Raw genomic sequence first — 18,588 nt, forward strand, 5'->3', positions numbered from 1 at the left:
GGGTGGAAACAGGACCGTCCCCAGCCTAACCCCACTTCAGGGCAGTTCCGGAGCAACGGATGGAGCTTGGCGCCTCTGCCGGAAGAACTCCTCCAAGGCCCCGGGCTTTGGACGGACAGGCACGATGTCACGGTCCTCGGCCAGTATCGCTTCCACTGTGCCGAGGGCGACGAGCTCATCCAGCAGCGCAAGCGTGGGCGGCATGAGCTTGAGTGTTCCGGCGACTTCGGCGTCCAGGATTCCGCGGACGGGTGTCCACAAGGACGACGACGCTTCCGTGGTCTGGTGCCTTGGCTCGGCACCGGAAACCGGGCAGGCAAGGTAGAAGTACGTGTCGAAGCGCTTGGGCTGGTCCTGCGGAGTGACCCAGTTGGCCCACGGGCGGAGGGTGGCGGCGTCAAGCTTCAGCCCGGCCTCTTCGAACACCTCACGCTGCGCGGCCGCCAGCACCCGGCCGGCGTTGAACCTGGCGGAGGCAGGTTCGACGGCGATGCTGCTCCGGTGCCATGCGGCGGCGTGCTGCTCGACGACGTCGTCCGCGAAGTCCCAGCCGGAGCTGTCCATCTGGTCCACCCGGCCCCCGGGGAAGACCACCATGCCCGCGGCGAAATCCATCGTGGAAACCCGGTGCTGGACGAACACCTCCAAAGCCTGCGCCGCACCTTGAGAGCCCCCGGGAACCGCGGCATCCCGGACCAGGATCACGCTTGCGGCGAGCCTCGGTTCCGCCACCGTGGTGCTGTTCGCTTCGCCATTGCCTGCCAAGACCGCTCCTTTGCCCGCTCTGCCGCGTCACATTCTGCTGGATCATTGTCCCAGTTTCTGCGGCCGCCCGCGCCATTCCGGGCCGGCCTGCGCTCACCCGGCGAGTGATCCAGCAGAATCCGTCGTCTCCGCGTGTTTGTGACCGTTCCGCGGACGCCAACACAGCGCCCGCAACCCCGCCAAGGTGTAAACTGAACCACGCCCAAAAGGGTGGATTGATAACGACAGGGGAGCGCCGCCGTCGGGCACGCAGCAATGCGGCACGGAGGACGGGCGCTGAGAGTGCGGACAGCCGCAGACCCTCGAACCTGATCCGGCTAGTACCGGCGCAAGGGAGTCGAGTTCTCATAGTGTCCGGACCGGCGCGGCGGAAGCCGCTCGCAGGCAACCGGGAACACTTTCCCCTCCTGTTCCTCAGGAGGACAAAATGACTGGTATTTCTGCAAGGCCGGGCCTCACCAAGCCTGGTTACAACTGGCGCGTCGTGGACATCGTCGTGGCGGCACTCATCTCGATCGCCGGTGGCGTGATCTTCTGGGCATGGGACCAGATGGCTTTGGTTGCAACACCTATGTCCGCCGGCTACCCGCCCCTGAGCGGCCTGATCGCCGGCGGCTGGATGATTCCGGCAGTCTTGGGCATGCTCATCGTCCGCAAGCCCGGTGCGGCAATTTTCTGCGAAACAGTGGCCGCCACGAGTGAGCTCATCATGGGTTCCCAGTACGGCACCACGGTGCTGATCTCGGGCCTGCTCCAGGGCCTCGGTGCGGAACTCATTTTCCTGGCCTTCATGTACAAGAAGTTCAACCTGCCGGTGTCCCTGCTGGCCGGTGCCGGTGCGGGCCTGTTCTGCGGCCTGAACGACTCCTTCCTGCCGTGGGGCTGGAACATCGCCTACGAACCGGTCGACAAGCTCGCGTACATCGTGTTCTGCACGATCTCCGGGGCCGTCATTGCCGGTGCCCTGTCCTGGATCGCTACCCGCGGCCTGGCCAGGACCGGTGTCCTGAGCGCGTTCGCGTCACGCAAGGCCGCCTCGGAGCCCGTCTTTTCCTGATGCCCAGTCCTGACTCCGGCACCTCTGCCGTGGTGCGACCCGCCGCCATTTCCGCGCAGGGCTGGGGCTGGCGGCACGCCGGCCGCACCACGCAGGCCATCCACGCCCTGGACCTGGACATCCGTCCTGGCGAGCGCGTCCTGCTGCTTGGCCCCTCGGGCGCAGGCAAGTCGACGTTCCTCCATGCCCTGGCGGGCGTGCTGGGCGAGGAAGGCGACGACGCCGACGAGACCGGCTCGTTGCTGGTTGACGGCGTTTCCCCGAAGGCCCAGCGGGGCCGTGCCGGACTCATGCAACAGGACCCCGAAACCCAGGTGGTGCTTTCCCGCCTGGGCGACGACGTCGCGTTCGGCGCCGAGAACCTTTGCGTGCCGCGGGACGAGATTTGGAAGCGGGTCCATGAAGCGCTCGACGACGTCGGGCTGCTGCGGAGGGCCGGTGGCAGTGCCAGCGGCAACTTTTCGCTCGACCACCCGACGTCGGCCCTCTCGGGCGGGCAGAAACAGCGCCTTGCGCTCGCCGGCATACTGGCGATGCGTCCCGGCCTGATCCTCCTGGACGAGCCGACCGCCAACCTTGACCCGGCCGGCGTCTTGGAAGTGCGCGATGCCGTGGGCCGCTGCCTGGACAAGACCGGCGCCACCTTGGTGGTGGTGGAACACCGGGTATCGGTCTGGAAAGACCTCGTGGACCGGATTGTGGTGCTTCAGCCGGGCAGTTCCTCCTCGGGAGGTTCGACGCCGGCGGTGCTTCTGGACGGTGACCCGAACACGGTTCTGGCGCAAGCAAGGGACATGCTCACTGCTGCGGGCGTCTGGGTGCCTGGTTACGTGCCGGCCACCCGCCCACGTTCGGGAACAGGCGCCGGACCGGCGGCCGACTCCGGGGCGGGGAGCTCCCGGAATGGGGGCGAGTTGCTGCTCGCCACCCAGGAGCTTGCGGTGTCCCGCGAACGGACACGGCGCCGGGGGTTCAAAACGATCGCCCCGCGTCCTGTGCAGTCCGGACTCGACGCCGAAGTGTTTGCCGGGCGGGCACTGACCATCACCGGTCCCAATGGCGCCGGAAAATCGACCTTCGCTTTGACCCTCGCGGGGCTGTTGGCGCCGATATCCGGGGCGGTGACTGCCGCCGTCGGGCTCAGCGACGGCGCGGGCCCCGACCCGTTCAAGTGGAAGGCCCAGCAGCTGATCTCCCGCATCGGGACTGTGTTCCAAGAGCCCGAGCACCAGTTCGTCACCGGCCGCGTCCTCGATGAGCTCATGTTCGGCCCCAAGCATCTTGGCCATGGCGAGGAACGGGTGGACGAGTTGCTGGAACGGCTGCGCTTGGGGCATCTCGTGGACGCCAATCCGTACACGCTCTCCGGGGGCGAAAAACGGCGGCTATCCGTGGCGACGGTGCTCGCCGCGCACCCCCGCGTCCTGGTGCTGGACGAACCCACTTTCGGCCAGGACGCGAACACGTGGGCTGAGCTTGCGTCGTTCCTGTCCGAACTGCTCGACGCCGGCACCTCCGTGGTTTCCGTGACCCACGACCAGGAATTCAGCTCCGTCCTGGGCGGCGCCGAGATGCGGCTCGAGCCTGCATTCCAAGGCGGCGCCCGGCAGGAAGCAGGTGCGGCATGAGGGACGCCCTGACCCTGCGCGGCAACAACGCCCTCCTGACACGCGCCAATCCGCTGGCCAAGTTCGTGTCGGTCTTCCTGATCACCCTGGTGTTGGCGTTGTCCATCGACTTGGTGTCAGCCTCGACCGCGCTCCTCGGCGAATTGGCGTTGTTCCCCCTCGCGGGGCTCACCGTGCGCTTGCTCTGGCAGCGCGGCTGGCCCTTGATTATCGCGGCCGCGCTCGGAGGTTGGAGCACCGCGATCCTGTCGGCGGACAGCGGAAGGATACTGCTCGACGTCGGAATCTGGTCCATTAGCGAAGGCTCGCTTCAGCTTGGACTCGGCTTCATGCTGCGGGGTCTTGCCATAGCGCTGCCTGCCATTCTCCTGATGAGTTGCACCGATCCCACCGATCTCGCCGATGCCCTGGCGCAAAAGGCGAAACTGCCGCACCGTTTTGTCTTGGGTACCCTGGCGGCCCTGCGGCTCGTGGGACTCATGGCGGAGGAGTGGCAGACCATCGGCATGGCACGGCGCGCGCGGGGTGTCGGCTCGCACGGAAGTCCGCCGCAACGGTTCAAGGCCATGCTTGGCCAAAGCTTTGGTCTGCTGGTCCAAGCGATCCGACGGGCGTCCCGCTTGGCGGTGACCATGGAGGCGCGCGGCTTCGGCGGCGGACGGCGGACCTGGGCGCGCGAATCCACCTACAGCCGCCTGGACGTCTGGGTTCTGGGCGGCGGGCTGGTCATCGCTGCCGCGGCCGTGCTCGCGGCCCAATGGGCAGGGACCTGGCACTTCGTCTGGCTGAAGCAGCCCAACTGACTCGCAGTTGTTGTCGTTTAGACGTCCCAAAACGACAACAACTGCGACTCAGTTGGGTATTTGCGGGCGGACCGCCATCCGGCAGCCCCGGGCACGCGACGGCGGCCGTTGCGACTTACTTATCGCACGAGGCGACTAGCGCTTGGCTGAATCAGCGGGTTGCGTCGCAGAATCTCCAATTCTTAGACCATCTGTGATATTTATTGATCATGACGCAACCGACTGCCGAACATGTAGGTCTCCTCCTTCGCGACGCCCGCGGCGAAAAGGGCTGGACACAGGGACAGCTCGCCTCGGAACTGGGCACCAGCCAAAGCGCCATTGCCCGCATGGAACAAGGCAAGCAGAACCTTAGCCTCCGCATGATCGAGCGCCTCGAGTCGATCTTCGGGCGAACCATCGTCAAGGTCGGCAAAAGGCAGATGACCCACCTGCGCGTGGAGGGCGGACGTACGCTCTCCGGCTCGGTGGACGTCAACAGCAGTAAGAATGCCGGCGTCGCACTGCTTTGCGCGAGCCTCATCAACCGCGGCACCACCACCTTGCGACGGCTCGCCCGGATCGAAGAAGTCAACCGGATTGTCGAGGTATTGACCTCCATCGGCGTCGAATGCACCTGGCTGAACGGCAACGATCTGCGCATCCGCCGCCCGGAAACGCTGGACCTCGCCTCCATGGACGTGGAAGCCGCACGCCGCACCCGCAGCGTCATCATGCTGCTCGGCCCGCTCCTCGATGAGGCTGCCTCGTACCAGCTGCCCTACGCCGGCGGTTGCGATCTCGGGACCCGGACCGTGGAACCGCACATGCAGGCGTTGCGGCAGTTCGGACTCTCGGTGGAGGCCAAGTCGGGCTTCTATTCCGTGCAGGCGCCGCCGGCCGACGGCGAGCACCGCACCTTCGTGCTCACGGAGCGCGGTGACACCGTAACGGAGAACGCCATCATGGCCGCCGCACACCGCAGCGGTACCACGGTGATCCGCAATGCCAGCCCCAATTACATGGTGCAGGACCTTTGCTTCTACCTGCAGGGGCTCGGCGTGGTCATCGACGGCATCGGGACAACCACCCTGAAGATCACTGGGCGCCCGGCGATCGACGTCGACATTGAGTACTTCCCGTCCGAAGACCCGATTGAAGCCATGAGCTTGATCACCGCGGGCATCGTGACCAACTCGGAAGTCACCATCTGCAGGGTCCCCATCGAGTTCATGGAGATTGAACTTGCCACGCTCGAGCAGATGGGCCAACAGCTCGACATCTCCGGCGAGTACTTTGCGCGCAACGGACGGACGCGCTTGGTGGATGTCACCACCAAGCCATCACGGTTGCGCGCTCCGGAGGACAAGATCCATCCGATGCCGTTCCCGGGTCTAAACATCGACAACTTGCCGTTCTTCGCGGTCATCGCCGGCAACGCCGAAGGCCAGACCATGATCCACGACTGGGTCTACGAAAACCGGGCCATCTACCTGACCGAACTCAACAAACTCGGCGCCCAGGTTCAACTGCTCGATCCGCACCGCATCTACGTCAATGGCCCCACCAAGTGGCGTGGCGCGGAAGTCGGATGCCCCCCGGCACTCCGACCCGCAGCTTGCCTGTTGTTGGCCATGCTGGCGGCCCGCGGCACGTCCGAGTTGCGCAACATCTACGTGATTGAGCGCGGATACGAGGACCTGGCCGAGCGACTCAACACCATCGGCGCCAAGATCGAGTACTTCCAGGACTGACGTGGACGGAGAACGTCGGAATCTGCACGATTCGGACTGACCAGCAGGACATTCTGCTGCATCATCCGGAGTCAGCGTTCGCTCACCCCCGAAAACAATGGGTTTGCCTTCTGCGCCCTGGCGATGATCCGGCAAAATCCGTCGTTGCGATCACCTCTGTTCGTCGTGCAGGGCGAGGACGGCACGGATTTCGTCCATCACCTGCTCCGGGTTGTTCCAAATCTGCTCGGGGGCGAAGCTCAGGAGGTCAAAGCCACGTGCCTGTGCAGCGTTCAGGCGTGCCATATCTTTCCTCCAAGCCTCCCGCGAGCTGTGGAAGGCGTAGCCGTTGACTCCAACGATGAGCCACCGTCCAATGAGAAAGTCCACACGTCCCACGCCGCGGATTTTGACTTGGCGACGGAATGTCAGGCCTTCTGATTCGAACAGCAGACGGGCGCTGATCTCCGGTACGGATTCGGACAGGCCGTCTGCCTTGGCGAGAAGCCTCCTGGCGTTTCCGTAGTAGTTGGCGGAGATCTCGCTTTCGAGCAGGGCCCGCGGGATGCCGAACTGCTGCATGGCAGACTGCGCAATCGAAATGGCATCGACCTCTGGCAAGCAGACCAATGCGTGAATCACAGTGTCCTCGACGGATGCCAAGGGGACGGCATTCTCCCGAGATAGGCGTAGGCCGCCATGCCGGACGAAGCCCCGGCCCCGGCAGTGCCGCGTAGCCAGGTGCACGCGCATGGGCTTGTCCTTGATCCACAGGCCGTAGCGTAAAGCTGCGCTCGCGCAGGTGACATGCCCGTTATTGAGGATCGCCGTGAGGTATTCCTGATCCGCTAACGGGAGGGCCCACACGCCTTTTCGCGGTTGGTGTGCCCCGGCGGAAGCCAACTTGCGGATGGCTGAGGGCGTATAGCCGCTGGCGCGCAGTAGGCCCACGCGCGCGACCCCACCCACCGTGGCAAGGAATTCCAAAGCATCCATGGATCCAGCTATCCATGGAATTGCGGCTGACGCCCCAGGGAATGTGCCGTATGTGGATGAGTTGGCGGACATTCTGCTGGATCACCCGGGGGTGGCTTATCGCTAATGCCCGGAAAATAGAGGCTGTCCCCCGGTCCTGTCGGAGTGATCCAGCAGAATCCCTCGGGCGGCCCGCAAAATCCCGGTCTGTCTCCGCAAGGCTGCCATGGCGCACAATTGATCCGTGCGCACTTTTGGTGTGGAAGAGGAGTTGCTGATCGTCGATCCCGTGACCGGCGAGCCGCTCGCGCTTGCCGACGCGCTCCTCTCGGCCCCCGCCCACGACGGCGCCGCCCACGATGACGCTGCCCACGCCGCCCAGGATGGCACCGAACCCGGACCCACCCTCGAGGAGATCGACGGTCCCGATACCGGCCTAAGCCACGAGCTCAAACTTGAGCAGATCGAAACCCAGACCCGCCCATGCCGCAGCTACGCCGAGCTCCTGCACCAGATCCGCAGGGGGCGCGGCCTCGCCAGTCATGCCGCTCGGCGCCACGGCGCTCGGATCGCCGCGTTGGCCACATCGCCCGTGGATGCCGCGTTGCACACCACTCCGGATCCCCGGTACGCCATCATGCTCGAACGGTTCGGTATCACGGCGCACGAACAGCTCACGTGCGGATTCCACGTGCACACATCGATCGAGTCCCCCGAGGAAGGCGTGATGGTCTTGGACCGCATCCGGGACAAGCTCGCGGTCTTCACGGCGATGAGCGCCAATTCTCCCTACTGGCGTGGCCTGGCCACGGGTTTTGAGAGCTATCGGACGCAGGCGTGGAACCGCTGGCCTTCGTCGGGGCCGTCAGCCATCTTCGGGTCCCTGGCTGCTTACCGGCGGGTTGTCCGGAGGCTCATCGAAACGGGAGTGCTGCTGGACGAGGGGATGGTCTACTTCGACGCCAGGCTGTCCCGGCACGTTCCCACGGTGGAGGTCCGGGTGGCCGATGTCTGCCTCCGGGCCGAGGATGCGGCGCTCATCGCGGTGCTCGTCAGGGCACTGGTTGAGACTTCTGTTCGTGAATACCATGCCGGAATAGAGCCCGCTGCCGTGCCCACTGCGCTTTTGCGGATGGCGTCCTGGCAAGCAAGCAACTTCGGACTGCGTACCGAACTGCTGGACTTCGGAACCTTTCGCCCGGAACCCGCCGCCGACGTCGTCTGGTCGTTGGTGGAATACTTGGAACCCGTGCTCGCCGAACAGGGTGAATTCGACTTGGTCCAAACCGGCGTGGCAGCCATCTTGAGCCGTGGCAACGGCGCTATCGAACAGCGTGGTGTTGCCGGGCGCTGGAGCGAGAGCAACGGGAGCGCGCCCGACGCCGCCGGGCTGGCCGCCGTCGTCGAGCACGCCGTCCAGATCACGATGCGCTCAGAGAGGGACGAGAGCGACACCAAGCCCCAACCCGTCCTCACCTGGGTGCGCCAGGACTGGCGCGAAGCGCCCGGCTAGACCTGCTTGAGGGCCCGCTCGAGGTCCCCGATGAGATCGTCCACATCCTCCAGCCCCACCGAAAGCCGCACGACGCCGTCGCTCAGGCCAATTGCCGCGCGGCCTTCCGGACCCATGGCACGGTGCGTGGTGGTGGCGGGATGGGTGATGAGGGACTTGGAGTCGCCGAGGTTGTTCGAGATGTCGATGACGGCGAGCCCGTCCAGCAGCGCGAAAGCGGCCTCCTTCGCCGATCGCCCCGCGGAGGGGAGCAGCTCGAAGGTGAGCACAGTTCCGCCGGCCTTCATTTGCTTTGCGGCGAGCTCGAACTGCGGGTGCGACTTCAGCAGCGGGTACTTGACCCAGCTGATGGCCGGCTGTTCCTCGAGCCACTCGGCGATCCGCATCGCAGACGCCGAGGAGTGGTTGACACGCAGCGCCATCGTCTCCAGGCCCTTGGTCAGGACCCAGGCGTTGAACGCGGAAAGCGACGGACCGGTGTGCCGCATGAGCTGCTTGACGGGACCGTCGATGAACTCCTTGGTGCCCAGGATCGCTCCGCCGAGGACCCGGCCCTGGCCGTCGATGTGCTTGGTGCCCGAGTAGACAATCACGTCTGCTCCGAGATCGCCGCAGCGCTGCAGGAGGGGAGTGGCGAAGACGTTGTCGACGACCACCGTGGCGCCGGCCGCGTGGGCCAGCTCGCTCACCGCGGCGATGTCCACGATTTCCTGCATGGGGTTCGACGGCGACTCGAAGAACACTGCCGTTGTCGGCTCGGACAGAGCGGCACGCCACTGGTCCAAGTCAGGCCCGTCGACGAAGACGGTCTCGACGCCCCAGCGCGGCAGGATCTCATTGAGGATGACGAAACAGGAGCCGAAGAGCGAGCGGGCGGCAACTACTCGGTCACCGGCAGCAAGCAACGCACCGAGGGCGGTGAAGACAGCGGACATGCCCGACGCCGTCGCGAAGCACGCTTCGGTGCCTTCGAGCAGGCGGAGGCGCTCCTGGAAGGTAGCTACGGAGGGGTTGCCGTAACGGGAGTAGACGAAGCGTTCGTCCTCGCCCGTAAATGCTCGCTCGGCGGCTGCGGCGGACTCGTAGACGAAGCCGGAGTTCAGGAAGACGGCCTCGGACGTTTCCTGGAAGTTGGTACGGTCAAGACCGCCGCGGACGGCCTGGGTGTCAGGGCTCCAGCTGGCGGCGTCAGGGTTGAAAGTCACTTAGATGTTCCCCAGGTTCGTCGGAAGTCCACGGTTTTTCCAGCCGTTCACGGTTCGCTCGCCGTAGCGGTCCGGCTCGCCCTCAAAGCCCTCGAGGACGTTGTAGGAGGTGTAGCCGGCCTGGGTGGCGGCAATCGCGGCGGCGATGGAGCGCTGTCCGGAGCGGCAGAGGAAAACCAGTTCGGTGCCGTCCGCCTCCGGGGCCTGCTGCGTCAACTCTTCGATGAAACGGGTGTTGGGGATGCCTCCGGCCAGGTTCCACTGGATAAACAGGGGATCGTTCTCGGTGGCTTTGGTGTCCGGGATGCCGATGTGTGCCCACTCGCCTTCGGTGCGGACGTCCACCAGGATGGCGCCCTGCTCAAGCTTGGCCCAGGCGTCGTGCGGGCTGAGGTCGCCTGCGTAGCTCATGCGTGGCCCTCGCCGTCGAACTCTTCATCAAGCTGATCCACCGCATTGGCAACGGCGGCATCCGCGCTCGCGATTGCCGCGGGCAGGACGATGGCCTGTGCCACGATTACGTCCGTGCCGTTGAAGGTCGCGGCCGGGCTGCCGTGCAACACGTATCCCTCCGCGAGAGCGGTGGAGATCCGCTCGCAGAATTCCTTGGTGTCAGGGCCCGTGATGAGACGGTACGAGAGTTTTTCTTCGGTGGGTTCAGGCATTGGTGCTCCTCAGTCACGCTTGCAGTTCGAAAGTGTCGATACGCCGAGTAGTCACCTGAGGCACCCCGCCGGAGAGAGGGTTGCCGACCAGCAAGTCAGGGCTTCACGCTGGTGCTCATTACTCAAGAAGAAAAATAACATCCACGACGGCGGCCTGCATCACCGGCCGTCGTCATGTTCCGTAACCGGACGGCAGCCAGGCTGGCGAGGGCTGGGGTGCCAGCGTCCTAGGACTCGGTTTCATTGGGCAGCGGTTCCAGGCTCGCCTGGATCCGGGGTGGAATGGCGTCGAACCGCGACGCTACTGCCGTAGGGGAGTGATGAAAAGTGGAACCTTGATGCTTCCGGATTTCCAGCAGTTCGTGGACGGATATCCCGGTGGCCGTGGCGAGTGCATGCAGCGAGAGGCTGTTGTGATGAGCCAAGGCAAAAACCACACCCGACAGGGCTTCGAAACCTTCTGTCTCGTAGATTTCTTTCACCAAGTTGGACATGCCATTTGCATCATCGATTGATCCCGCTGACGCACCAGTCGCCATGGCCGTCAGGGACCATGCAGCAGAGTCGGGGCTGATGTAGATGCTCATGTCGATACCCTACGGACTCAGGCCCGCTTGGGGAATGGGCGATACGTTTATCTTTATGGCAGCACTCACCGACCTTGACCGCCAGCTCCTCTCCGCTCTCCGGGAGGACGGCAGGGCCTCCGTGGCGAGCCTTGCGCGCAAGCTGGGCGTTGCTCGGGCCACCGTGAATAGCCGGCTTGAGCGTCTTGTCTCCTCGGGGACCATCGTTGGCTTCACCGCGAGGGTGCGCGACGAGGTGGATCCACTTGCGATCCGGGCCATTGCGCTCATTGCCGTGGAGGGAAGGTCGGCGGACAAGGTCATTCGCCAACTCCGCGGACTTTCCGAGATTTGGGCGCTACACACCACGAACGGCGGTTGGGATCTCGTGGCCGAGTTGCGCACGGAAAGCCTCAGCGACTTTGACCAGGTGTTGGGCAGGATCCGCGGGATCGAGGGGATCGTCAATAGCGAGACGAGCCTGCTGCTCAGTTCCGTCCTGCGATAGTCGCTTTTATGACGGGCGCCTGCCGTTGATCATTGTGTGCATAAGCAGTCATCATTTTGTGCATGTTTTCAATGAAAAGTACATACTTTGGCAATTGTGGATGCATATCGCCGCTCCGTAGCCTCGTAGCAACAGTGCTTATGAGGGAAAGGAGCGCATATGACGCGCTTTGTCGATGTCCGCAATATGGTTCGTTGGACGGCCGGACGGGGCCCGGAGACCATCATCTCGGAGATGATGCAGTACCTGGAAGACGACTTCCAGCGGTGGGAATCTTTTGACAAGACTCCGCGAGTGGCAAGCCACACGCCATTTGGCGTCATCGAGCTGATGCCCACCAGCGACCAGGAAACCTACGGCTTCAAGTATGTAAACGGACACCCCTCGAATCCCGCGCGCGGCTTCCAGACCGTGACAGCTTTCGGTGTCCTGTCCGACGTCCACAACGGCTACCCGACGTTCCTTGCGGAGATGACAGTGCTGACAGCGTTGCGGACGGCGGCCACGTCCGGCATGGTAGCTAAGAAGCTCGCGCGCCCCGATGCCCGGATCATGGCGATGATCGGAACCGGAACCCAATCGGAGTTTCAGGCGCTGGCCTTCCGGGCGGCCCTGGGTATAAACAGTGTGAGGATCTGGGACACGGACCCGGCAGCGATGGAGAAGTTCGTCCGGAACATGGCTCCCCTCGGCTTCGAGATCACCATCGCAGGCTCAGCGGCCCATGCAGTGGAGGGAGCCGACGTCGTCACCACGTGCACGGCGGACAAGGCCAACGCCACCATCCTGACGGCAGACCAGGTTTCGCCCGGAGTCCACATCAACGCGATCGGAGGCGACTGCCCAGGGAAGACTGAACTCGACGCTGCCATCCTCGGCCTCGGTGACGTCTTTGTGGAGTACGATCCCCAGACGCGGATTGAAGGCGAGATCCAGCAAATGTCCGCCGATTTTCCCGTCACCGAATTCTGGCAGGTCCTGGCCGGGCACGCTCCGGGCCGGACCTCCAGGGACCAAATCACGATATTCGATTCCGTGGGCTTCGCGATCGAGGACTTTTCCGCCTTGCGTTATCTCCGCGATGCCGTCGAGGGTTCGGAGTTCTTCGAGGAGATTGACCTCGTCGCTAATCCCGATGACCCCAAGGACCTCTTCGGCCTGGTGCGGGAACTGTCGCCGATCGGCTCCTGAGATGCCCAACTGGTCCCCACCGCCACCCTCGCCTCGCAAGTCCCCGTCGGCTCCCAGCCTTCGCGAGCTCAGGCAGGGACCCTCGCCGGCGGGGCCCCACGGCCAGGGAACCCGGGCGGCGTGGGCCCACGCATTTGTTGTCGTTTTGGAGCCTCTAAACGACAACTACTGCTAGTCAGTTGGGTGGGAGAAGCCTGGTGCGCCGGCCCCAGAACCGGCGCACCAGACGTTTTATCCGGGCATCCCGCCTGCCCAGCCCATCCCGCCGGCCCCGGCTACACCACCGCCAGGCGCAGGATCAGCTCGGCATGCCCGGGGAACCTCATGACGAGCGACTCGATGTCCCGTGCCGTTGGTTTCGCGGAGTCCGATCTCTCGTATCCCGGTGCGAGGCTGCAGCTCACCAAGGCGAACCCCGGCCCGGCCAACTCGGCACCGAACCAGGTGGAATTCGGGGCAACTCCTTGCAACATCTCGCCTGCTTCCGGATCCGGCCCCAACAAGGCTTCGGTATAGCCAAAGTCCTGAAGTCCGAGCTCCCGGGAGAAGACGTGCAGCCTGATCGGTGTCCCCACGTGGAAGAACCACAATTCGTCCTGCTTGAGGGCGTGCAACTGGAGGACCTCACCCGCCTCCAGCAGGTACCAGTTGGAACTGTAGAGCGGATGGTCGACGCCGAAACGCGGAGGCAGCGCCGATCCGGCGATGTCCTCGTTGCTCACGAGCGCGGGCGCGAACCAGCCGCCCACGCTAGCAGGGGACATGTCCAACCGTTTGATCCAGTCCTCTGCGAATCCACTCATGTGACCGGGTCCTTCAGCGAGAAGCAGACGGTGATGCCGATGATGTCCTTGCTGCCCGGGGCCCGCAGCAACCCCTTTTGGGTCACGATGTCCACATTCACCATGCCGCCGTCCTTGCTGGGGACGGCGATGGTCTCGTGGAAGTTGAGCAACGGCTTTCCGCTCGCCATTACTTCCTTGTCGTGCGCGACGTGTTCCGCGCGCGAGTCCTGGTGCCCGATCAGCTCCGACTTATCCATGCCCACCAGGTCCGCGAAGTTCTGGTTGACCCACAGGAAGACCGAATTCGCGTCCTTCACCACCCAGTACACGCCGTCCTGCCGGTCCAGCACATCGGCGACACTCATAGGCGGAACCGTGGGAAGGAGCGCCGGGTCCAGCGCCGGGGCGACAGTCATGGCGCTGCCGCCGCTCCGCCGTCGGCCTCGAGTCTTTCGGCGAGGTCTTGCGCCAAGGCGACCATTGTCATGGTCGGGTTCCACGAACCGCCGGTGGGCCAGAGGCTGCCGCCCGTGACAAAGACGTTCTGCACGCCGTTGAGTCGGTAGTCGATTCCGACGACGGCGTCCTCCTCTTCGCCGATCGGCAGGCTCGAGCTTTCGTGGACCAATCCCGGAACGCGGCGCTCCGGGATGGCGGGACGCTCGGCACCCCAGGTTCCGTCGTCGGGATCTCCGCGCCAGTATTCGACCCGCTCCGCGCCGGCCGGGGAGAGGACCCGCTCCAGCATCTGGAAGGTTCCCTCGTCCATGGTGTCCCAGGTGTCGTCGTCGGTGGCGTTGGCCAACACCTGCAAGGTGACGTTGCAGGTGGGGTCCGCTCCGCCGGAAAGCCGCAAGTGGTTCTCCGGGTTGCTTTCGTCCAGTTCGCCGAGGACGGCGCAGACGAACACCAGGTAGTCCTCCGAGGACCGCAGCTGCGCGAGCGAAGCCGTGGCGACGACGTCGGGGGCGTAGCGTTCGGACTTCTGGGCGTTCTTGTCCGGGCAACGGTCCGAGAGGACCGAAAGCTGGACGTGGTACTGCATGCCGGCCGGGCTCTTGCCCGCCAAATAGATGGCCGCCAGTTCCAGCTCGCCGAGTTGTCCGCTGAAATCAAAATCCTCGCGGGGAACCCTGGCCACCACCGAGGTGATGAAGTGGGCGCTGAAATGCCCGCCGGCCCCCTGCACCTGCGGGAAGGAATTGAGGACCAGCGTTGCCGGTGGAAGCGTGCCCATGGCCAGGACCAGGTTGGCGTTGCCGACGTTCACTACGCCGCGGTTGGTGTTCAACGCGGTGGCCCGTCCGTCCTGCTGGAGCACGCTCAACACGGTGCAGTCCGTGACCATGCGAAGAGCCGCGCCCTTGCCTTGGGCCTCGAGGGCTGCTTGCTTGTCCGTCAGTTCAAGGAGGACTGCCGGCGTCGAGAACTTCGCGAAGTCCACGCCCGACGTCGCGCCAGTCGCCGCAGCGAGCGGTGCGGGCATGCTGCGGGTGGCGGAATCGATCTTGTGCAGGCCTGCCTCAAGCCGTTCCTGCAGGGCTTTCTGCATGATTCCGTAGACCGGCCGGGTGTCGTTGATGAGATCGACGACGTCGGCCGACCGGCCGGCGTCGATCTGGTCCGCCGAAACCACGTTCAGGAGGTCTTCCGCGGACGTGAAGTGCGACTTGGCGGCGTCCATCACTGCCCGCGGCCAGCCCCGCATTTCATCTTCCTCGGGGCGGGGGCACCACGCGCTCCACATGATGCTTCGTCCGCCGTAGAAAGGAACCATGCCGTGCTGCCACGAAATCTTGCCCGGCGGCTGGGTGGCGGTGGCAGCTGCCAAGGTCCACGGGAAGGTCTCCGAGAGGCCTCCCAGGGTCTCCTTGTAGGGCAGCGGCAGGTTCTGGAAGTGCTGCGGCAAGAAAAACGGACCCCGTTCAATGATCAGGATCCGTGCGTGCGGATTGACTGTCAGTGTCCGCTCGGCGAAAGCGTAGGCGCAGAACCCACTGCCGATGACGATGTGGTCGAATTGTTCCTCTTCGCGGACTTTTTTCCATTCCCCCTCGGAGAGGAAGAAAACGTGATCCATGACTTTCTGGGGCGAGGGATCCTGGGGTCCGGGCGTGGGAAACCCGTGATTGAAATTCTGGGACGAAGAAACTGCACTCATAACGATGCCCTCCATCAACTTTGCTGATTCCACGGCACCGTGAAACCAGGTGCCCACTGGGCCTAGAGGCAGATCACCCTTCCCCAGCAGAGTTCACGGGACTAGTTAACTACTGCCGCCATGGCGGCACAATAGAGTTCGCGAAGCTAAATTGCCCGGCCCGCTACACTCGGATCCATGGTGGGGCATGGGGGAATCTCGGGGCAGCCTCCGGCGCGGTGATCCTGGAGGATTCCGGCACCGTAGGCGGCGCCGTTAGCGGGGTTGGAAAGAGCGCACGGGTGGCGGAGTCGGGCTCGTACACCGTCACCGCAGCCTGCGTTGGCGCCTCAGATGTCCACCTTGTCATCGCCCAGGATCCACGGTCGGCGGCTGAAATCCGCCGGCAAGCCGCGGCTATTGAAGGTCTTCCGGTTCCGGTGGGGGCCCAAGTGGCCCGGGTGTCCGATGCGGCGGGGGCGGGCCGGGATGCGGAGGCCGGGGTACATGTTTGTGCAGGTGCGGCGGATGCGGGGCTGGGTGTGGCGGGCCACCGTGCGGCGGATGCGGGCCACCGTGCGGGGCTGGGTGAGGCGGACCGCCGTCGGGCTCGGTCTCCCCAGCCGAGGCTTCGGGCACCGTCCCGGCTCTCTCGGGATCGGTTCCCGTGGCGGCATCGTTGGATTCCTCCGCCGCGAGCCGGTAATAGCTGTAGAGTTCCTGTTCCTGCGTCTCCGTGATCACGCCGCGGTCGCTCTCGATGCGCGGGCCGTTCTTCACTTTGTCCTTGGCAAAGGCCACCCTGATCACTGAATTCTCAATGCTGGCTCCGGAAAGCGGGGCGAAGGACTCGGACATGCCGAACAAGCCGGTCCGCACGGTGACAAACACAGGATCCCCGGAATCACCGCTTGTGAAGACCTGTTCCACTGAACCGATTTTCTCCCCGGCGGCGTCTACCACAATCCCTCCGTTGAGGACGATGTTGTCGATGTCCTGCAGGCTGAGCATGATGCAGATCCTTCTCGTATCGGGGTTCCGGCGGTACCGGCCAAGCTGTTCTACATTCTGTCCTGAATCTTCGCGCCCGGCGACAGGGTCCGTCTCTGCCGAACGCACTCACTGGCCAGCGATTGCCAGCACTGCCACCGCTGCGAACACCGTCAGAGGCGCAACAATCAGGCCGAAGATCGCATAGCCCTTCCACGTAATCAGCACATTCATGCGCATGAGCCGATCGTGCCACAAAAGGGTGGCCAAGGAGGCCCACGGTGTGATGATCGGGCCCGCATTGACTCCGATCAGCAAGGCCGCCATCCGCACAGGCGACCCGGCCAGCGGTTCTGCCAGCAGGTACGCAGGCAAATTGTTGAGGACATTGGAACCGGCGGCGCCCGTCGCGGCAAGCCGAACCAGATCCATAAAGCCCTGGCCTTGTCCGGCCAGCTGACTCAGCAACACGGGAGCCCCCAGATGCCTGGCTGCTTCCATCACCAGAAAGAGGCCGGAAGCGAACAGCAACAAGGACCATGGAATCAGCGACACCTTGAGAACCCGCGGGCGCCGTAACGCGAACACCACACCAAGAACCACTGCACCGGCCAGGGCCGGGATCCAGACCGGGACCCCGGACACCAGCGCGGGTAGCAGCAGCGCCAGCACCACGGCGCTGCACGCGAGCAGGACCCGGTCCGCTGCAGGCCTGGAATCAGCCCCGGCCGGCTGATCCGGCCTGATCCGTCCGACCGGGATCCGTGAATAGCGGTTGCGCAGATCCCGCTGGAAGACGACGGCGATGAACAGCAGGGGTACGACGACGGCGGCAAGCGAAGGGGCCCACATCAGGCCGGCAAACCCGCCCGGAGTAATACCGCCAAGGCTGTGCTGGGCCAGAAGGTTGGTCAGGTTGGAAATGGGCAGCAGCAGGCTTGCCGTGTTGGCCAGCCACACCGTCGTCAGCGCGAAGGGCAGGGCCGGCAGTCCGGCTTGCCGCGTCACGCTGACCACCACGGGGGTCAGCAGCACCGCCGTCGTGTCCAAAGAGAGGAAGACGGTACTCAGCGTCGCGAATGCCGCCAGTAACAGCCACAAAAGAATGCTGTATCCGCGGCCCCAATAGCGGAGCCGGCGGGCAGTCCAAAGGAACACTCCAGCCTCACTGCACAGCTCAGTAACAACCGTCATCGCGACGACAAACAGCAGAATCGGCGCCACCCGATCCACGAGTGCCACTAGATCGGTGAAAGGCAGGGCGCCGGTGGCGATCGCCACGGCTCCGGCCGCAAGGAGGACCGCTCCAATGATCGCCAGACGCATGAACGGAGTCTATTCCCCGGCTAAGCTCGGATCACATCGATACTGAGTGAATCCCTGCTTGACGGAAAACAGAGGTGCAACCGTGACGCTTGCCGAAGACAACCTCAACCAGCCAATTCGCATCCAATTCGAGGCATTCATCGATGAGCACCGGCGCGCGCTCAATGACTGCTTGAACGGGTTGACGGAGGAACAGGTCCGGCGGTCATTGGTGCCGTCCCGGACCACCCTGCTGGGCCTCGTAAAACATGCGACCTTCGTGGAGAAGGTCTGGTTCGACGAAGCCATCACGTGCCGTTCGCGCGCGGAGATCGGCATCCCTGCGACGCCGGATGAATCTTTTATCCTCGACGACGGCGACACCATCGCTTCAATCCAGCAGGCACACCGCGAGGCATGCGAAGCATCGCGCCGGGCGTCATCGTCCTTGGGGCTCGACGACATGCTCAACGGCAACCGACGCGGCCCGCTCCCGCTGCGCTGGGTGTACCTCCACATGCTGCGCGAGCTTGCGCAACACTGCGGTCACGCGGACATCCTGCGGGAACAAATCACCGCACCCAAGTGACTCGCAACAGATGTCGTTTAGGGCGCTCTAAACGACATCTACTGCTAGTTAGACGATATGAAGTGAGGGCGTTCGTTCCCTGCCCGTCCGGACCGGGCCATTGTCGCCGGGCGGCCGCGCAGCGCCGGCCTGGCATGAGGGGTATCCCTGGTGCCGGGGGCGGCGCTGCGGGGCCTGTGGCCCGGCGGAAT

Annotated in this window: 19 protein-coding genes and 2 riboswitches; of the genes, 8 read left to right on the plus strand and 11 right to left on the minus strand. The window is 64.4% G+C overall.

What is annotated here, in order from left to right; all coding sequences use genetic code 11:
• Positions 1-36 precede the first annotated feature (36 nt).
• Positions 37-765: an NUDIX hydrolase gene (locus AC1DJB_RS18280; RefSeq protein ID WP_476910619.1), complete on the minus strand. Its 729-nt coding sequence runs from the start codon at positions 763-765 to the stop codon at positions 37-39.
• 216 nt (positions 766-981) lie between these two features.
• A riboswitch (TPP riboswitch) is annotated at positions 982-1,118 on the plus strand.
• Positions 1,119-1,192: 74 nt separating this feature from the next.
• Between AC1DJB_RS18280 and AC1DJB_RS18285 the strand changes: the two genes are divergently transcribed.
• From AC1DJB_RS18285 to AC1DJB_RS18300, 4 genes are all read left to right on the plus strand, one after another.
• Positions 1,193-1,822 carry an ECF transporter S component gene (locus AC1DJB_RS18285; RefSeq protein WP_236813309.1) on the plus strand — a complete coding sequence of 210 codons (630 nt, stop codon included), beginning with the start codon at positions 1,193-1,195 and terminating at the stop codon, positions 1,820-1,822.
• Complete coding sequence (locus AC1DJB_RS18290) at positions 1,822-3,450, plus strand: ABC transporter ATP-binding protein (RefSeq protein WP_284991149.1); 1,629 nt, start codon at positions 1,822-1,824, stop codon at positions 3,448-3,450. The genes AC1DJB_RS18285 and AC1DJB_RS18290 overlap by 1 nt, the downstream gene beginning before the upstream one ends.
• On the plus strand, positions 3,447-4,253 hold the full coding sequence (locus tag AC1DJB_RS18295; RefSeq protein WP_284991150.1) for an energy-coupling factor transporter transmembrane component T family protein: 807 nt from the start codon (positions 3,447-3,449) through the stop codon (positions 4,251-4,253). Before AC1DJB_RS18290 ends, AC1DJB_RS18295 begins: the two co-directional genes overlap by 4 nt.
• Positions 4,254-4,462: 209 nt before the next feature.
• Positions 4,463-5,986 (plus strand): UDP-N-acetylglucosamine 1-carboxyvinyltransferase, encoded by a 1,524-nt coding sequence (locus AC1DJB_RS18300; RefSeq protein ID WP_059389848.1) that lies wholly within the window; start codon positions 4,463-4,465, stop codon positions 5,984-5,986.
• Positions 5,987-6,136: 150 nt separating this feature from the next.
• On the opposite strand, the gene AC1DJB_RS18305 is transcribed toward AC1DJB_RS18300, so the two are convergent.
• Positions 6,137-6,961: an endonuclease domain-containing protein gene (locus tag AC1DJB_RS18305; protein WP_441432964.1), complete on the minus strand. Its 825-nt coding sequence runs from the start codon at positions 6,959-6,961 to the stop codon at positions 6,137-6,139.
• A gap of 223 nt (positions 6,962-7,184) precedes the next feature.
• On the opposite strand from AC1DJB_RS18305, the gene AC1DJB_RS18310 reads away from it, so the two are divergent.
• A complete protein-coding gene (locus tag AC1DJB_RS18310) occupies positions 7,185-8,453 on the plus strand; it encodes a glutamate--cysteine ligase 2 (protein WP_284991153.1) in 1,269 nt (422 codons plus the stop codon).
• On the opposite strand, the gene AC1DJB_RS18315 is transcribed toward AC1DJB_RS18310, so the two are convergent.
• The 4 genes from AC1DJB_RS18315 to AC1DJB_RS18330 all read right to left on the minus strand — a co-directional run bounded on the left by AC1DJB_RS18315 (position 8,450) and on the right by AC1DJB_RS18330 (position 10,910).
• The gene (locus tag AC1DJB_RS18315) at positions 8,450-9,658 is read right to left on the minus strand and encodes an O-succinylhomoserine sulfhydrylase (RefSeq protein ID WP_441437931.1); all 1,209 of its coding nucleotides are present in this window, start codon (positions 9,656-9,658) and stop codon (positions 8,450-8,452) included. The two genes, AC1DJB_RS18310 and AC1DJB_RS18315, sit on opposite strands and share 4 nt — an antisense overlap.
• Positions 9,659-10,069 carry a rhodanese-like domain-containing protein gene (locus AC1DJB_RS18320; protein ID WP_059389851.1) on the minus strand — a complete coding sequence of 137 codons (411 nt, stop codon included), beginning with the start codon at positions 10,067-10,069 and terminating at the stop codon, positions 9,659-9,661.
• Entirely contained in the window at positions 10,066-10,323 is a 258-nt protein-coding gene (locus tag AC1DJB_RS18325; RefSeq protein WP_028267606.1) for a DUF1737 domain-containing protein, read from the minus strand. The genes AC1DJB_RS18320 and AC1DJB_RS18325 overlap by 4 nt, the downstream gene beginning before the upstream one ends.
• Positions 10,324-10,333: 10 nt before the next feature.
• A riboswitch (SAM riboswitch) is annotated at positions 10,334-10,446 on the minus strand.
• A gap of 104 nt (positions 10,447-10,550) precedes the next feature.
• Positions 10,551-10,910: a hypothetical protein gene (locus AC1DJB_RS18330; protein WP_284991154.1), complete on the minus strand. Its 360-nt coding sequence runs from the start codon at positions 10,908-10,910 to the stop codon at positions 10,551-10,553.
• Positions 10,911-10,965: 55 nt separating this feature from the next.
• Here AC1DJB_RS18330 and AC1DJB_RS18335 point away from each other — a divergent pair, with 55 nt between their 5' ends.
• Entirely contained in the window at positions 10,966-11,397 is a 432-nt protein-coding gene (locus tag AC1DJB_RS18335) for an Lrp/AsnC family transcriptional regulator (RefSeq protein WP_476910620.1), read from the plus strand.
• Positions 11,398-11,556: 159 nt separating this feature from the next.
• Positions 11,557-12,588, plus strand: coding sequence for an ornithine cyclodeaminase (locus AC1DJB_RS18340; protein ID WP_441432961.1), 1,032 nt, complete (start codon positions 11,557-11,559; stop codon positions 12,586-12,588).
• A 275-nt stretch (positions 12,589-12,863) separates the two neighbouring features.
• Here the strand turns inward: AC1DJB_RS18340 and AC1DJB_RS18345 are convergent, their stop codons facing one another.
• The 5 genes from AC1DJB_RS18345 to AC1DJB_RS18365 form a co-directional block, all read right to left on the minus strand.
• The gene (locus AC1DJB_RS18345; protein ID WP_059389855.1) at positions 12,864-13,391 is read right to left on the minus strand and encodes a cupin domain-containing protein; all 528 of its coding nucleotides are present in this window, start codon (positions 13,389-13,391) and stop codon (positions 12,864-12,866) included.
• A complete protein-coding gene (locus tag AC1DJB_RS18350; protein ID WP_059389856.1) occupies positions 13,388-13,789 on the minus strand; it encodes a PAS domain-containing protein in 402 nt (133 codons plus the stop codon). Before AC1DJB_RS18350 ends, AC1DJB_RS18345 begins: the two co-directional genes overlap by 4 nt.
• On the minus strand, positions 13,786-15,534 hold the full coding sequence (locus tag AC1DJB_RS18355) for a GMC oxidoreductase (protein WP_441432960.1): 1,749 nt from the start codon (positions 15,532-15,534) through the stop codon (positions 13,786-13,788). Before AC1DJB_RS18355 ends, AC1DJB_RS18350 begins: the two co-directional genes overlap by 4 nt.
• Before the next feature lie 396 nt (positions 15,535-15,930).
• Positions 15,931-16,524, minus strand: coding sequence for a PRC-barrel domain-containing protein (locus AC1DJB_RS18360; protein ID WP_441432959.1), 594 nt, complete (start codon positions 16,522-16,524; stop codon positions 15,931-15,933).
• Between the two features lie 108 nt (positions 16,525-16,632).
• A complete protein-coding gene (locus AC1DJB_RS18365) occupies positions 16,633-17,829 on the minus strand; it encodes an SLC13 family permease (RefSeq protein WP_441432958.1) in 1,197 nt (398 codons plus the stop codon).
• A gap of 82 nt (positions 17,830-17,911) precedes the next feature.
• On the opposite strand from AC1DJB_RS18365, the gene AC1DJB_RS18370 reads away from it, so the two are divergent.
• The gene (locus tag AC1DJB_RS18370) at positions 17,912-18,397 is read left to right on the plus strand and encodes a DinB family protein (RefSeq protein WP_059389858.1); all 486 of its coding nucleotides are present in this window, start codon (positions 17,912-17,914) and stop codon (positions 18,395-18,397) included.
• Positions 18,398-18,588 lie beyond the last annotated feature (191 nt).

This window comes from Arthrobacter sp. 01T428 (genome assembly GCF_056398685.1).